Source organism: Arcicella sp. GW821-FHT09D11 (assembly GCF_059416265.1).
The window spans coordinates 1-2,500 of the sequence record NZ_JBWKOV010000019.1 but is presented as its reverse complement, the minus strand read 5'-3'; the positions used below and the strand labels follow the sequence as shown (position 1 = coordinate 2,500).

The window sequence follows — 2,500 nt, the reverse complement described above, 5'->3', positions numbered from 1 at the left end:
AAGCGGTCGGAGCAGAGCGATTCTGTGACGGCGTGCCTTTTGCATAATGACCCTACGAGTTACTCTTCCTGGCAAGATTAAGGTTTACAGAACTGGAGTCGGAGCGAAAGCGAGTCTGAATAGGGCGTTTAGTCAGGGGGAGTAGACGCGAAACCTTGTGATCTACCCATGGCCAGGTTGAAGGTGTGGTAACACACACTGGAGGACCGAACGAGTTTACGTTGAAAAGTATTTCGATGAGCTGTGGGTAGGGGTGAAAGGCTAATCAAACTGGGAAATAGCTCGTACTCCCCGAAATGTTTTTAGGAACAGCGTCGTGGTTATTTTCATGCAGGTAAAGCTACCAATAGGACTAGGGGGAGTCACATCCTACCAAATCCTGATGAACTCTGAATGGCATGAAATTTACACGGCAGTGAGGGCAGGGGTGCTAAGGTCACTGTCCGAGAGGGAAAGAACCCAGACCAACAGCTAAGGTCCCTAAATCTATACTAAGTTGAACAAAGGAGGTCTGATTGCAGAGACAGCCAGGATGTTAGCTTGGAAGCAGCTATTCATTTAAAGAGTGCGTAACAGCTCACTGGTCGAGCGAGGCGGGCATCGATAATAAACGGGCATCAAGTATAGTACCGAAGCTTTGGATTATGTACTATGTACATACTGGTAGGGGAGCATTCTGACATCAGCGAAGGTAAATCGACAAGGTTTATTGGAGAGGTCAGAAAAGCAAATGTAGGGATGAGTAACGATAATGCGGGCGAGAAACCCGCACGCCGAAAAGTCAAGGTTTCCTCAGCTATGCTAATCAACTGAGGGTTAGTCGGGGGCTAAGGGTTTAGCGAAGGCGAAGACTTAATGCACATCAGGTTAATATTCCTGAACTTACTAATAGGGAAACACAATGACGGAGATTCGTGGTTTGCAGGTACTGACGGAATAGTGCCTTTGAGGAGAAGCCGCAAGGCAGACCCGAGTAAGCGAAGAGACTTCCAAGAAAAGTTGTGAATCTATACTTATTAGTAACCCGTACCGTAAACCGACACAGGTGACTGGGAAGAATATTCTAAGGCGCTCGAGTGAATCACGGCTAAGGAACTCGGCAAATTAACCCTGTAACTTCGGGATAAAGGGAGCCTACTCAGCGATGAGAGGCCGCAGAGAATTGGTCCAGGCGACTGTTTAACAAAAACACATGGCTTTGCAAAAACGAAAGTTGACGTATAAGGCCTGACACCTGCCCGGTGCTGGAAGGTTAAGAGGGGATGTTAGCGCAAGCGACGCATTGAATCGAAGCCCCAGTAAACGGCGGCCGTAACTATAACGGTCCTAAGGTAGCGAAATTCCTTGTCGGGTAAGTTCCGACCTGCACGAATGGTGTAACGATCTGGACACTGTCTCAGCCGTGAGCTCGGTGAAATTGTAGTAACGGTGAAGATGCCGTTTACCCGCAACGGGACGGAAAGACCCCATGAACCTTTACTATAGCTTAGCATTGAGTTCTGGTACTGGATGTGTAGGATAGGTGGGAGACTGTGAAATTGTGTCGCTAGGCATGATGGAGTCAACGTTGAAATACCACCCTTCTTGTACTGGAATTCTAACCTAAATAGGGACATTGCTTGGTGGGTAGTTTGACTGGGGTGGTCGCCTCCAAAAGAGTAACGGAGGCTTTCAAAGGTACCCTCAGCACGCTTGGTAACCGTGCGTAGAGTGCAATAGCAAAAGGGTGCTTGACTGTGAGACATACAAGTCGATCAGGTACGAAAGTAGGATATAGTGATCCGGTGGTTTAGTATGGAACAGCCATCGCTCAAAGGATAAAAGGTACTCTGGGGATAACAGGCTGATCTCCCCCAAGAGCTCACATCGACGGGGAGGTTTGGCACCTCGATGTCGGCTCGTCACATCCTGGGGCTGGAGAAGGTCCCAAGGGTTCGGCTGTTCGCCGATTAAAGTGGCACGCGAGCTGGGTTCAGAACGTCGTGAGACAGTTCGGTCCCTATCTGTTGTGGGCGTAGGATTATTGACAGGTTCTGACTTTAGTACGAGAGGACCGAGTTGGACTGACCGCTGGTGTATCAGTTGTTCTGCCAAGAGCATAGCTGAGTAGCTACGTCGGGACCAGATAAGCGCTGAAAGCATCTAAGTGCGAAACTGACCTGAAGATGAGTAATCCATATAAGGGCGGTCGTAGATGACGACCTTGATAGGTTGCAGATGTAAAGGTAGAAATACCAAAGTCGAGCAATACTAATTACCCAACAGCTTTATTAACATAACCGTATGATATATAATCTTTATAGTTCTTACTCTTCAACATCTTTCACAATATTATATGAATTACTCATAAAGAAATAGAGCTTAATAGCTCAAAGAATTTATGGGGTTGATAGGACTGGTGTTCACCTCTTCCCATCTCGAACAGAGAAGTTAAGCCCAGTTCCGTTGATGATACTGCAATCACATGCGGGAAAGTAAATAAACCCCAAAAATATTAGAA

The 2,500-nt window shown here is 47.2% G+C and carries 2 rRNA genes (1 of these 2 cut by a window edge); both read left to right on the top strand.

Annotated features, from left to right (window positions below):
* Positions 1–2,274 (top strand): 23S ribosomal RNA (locus tag AC07N0_RS23075) (it extends 553 nt beyond the left edge of the window).
* 105 nt (positions 2,275–2,379) lie between these two features.
* A 5S ribosomal RNA gene (gene rrf / locus AC07N0_RS23070) occupies positions 2,380–2,491 on the top strand.
* Positions 2,492–2,500 lie beyond the last annotated feature (9 nt).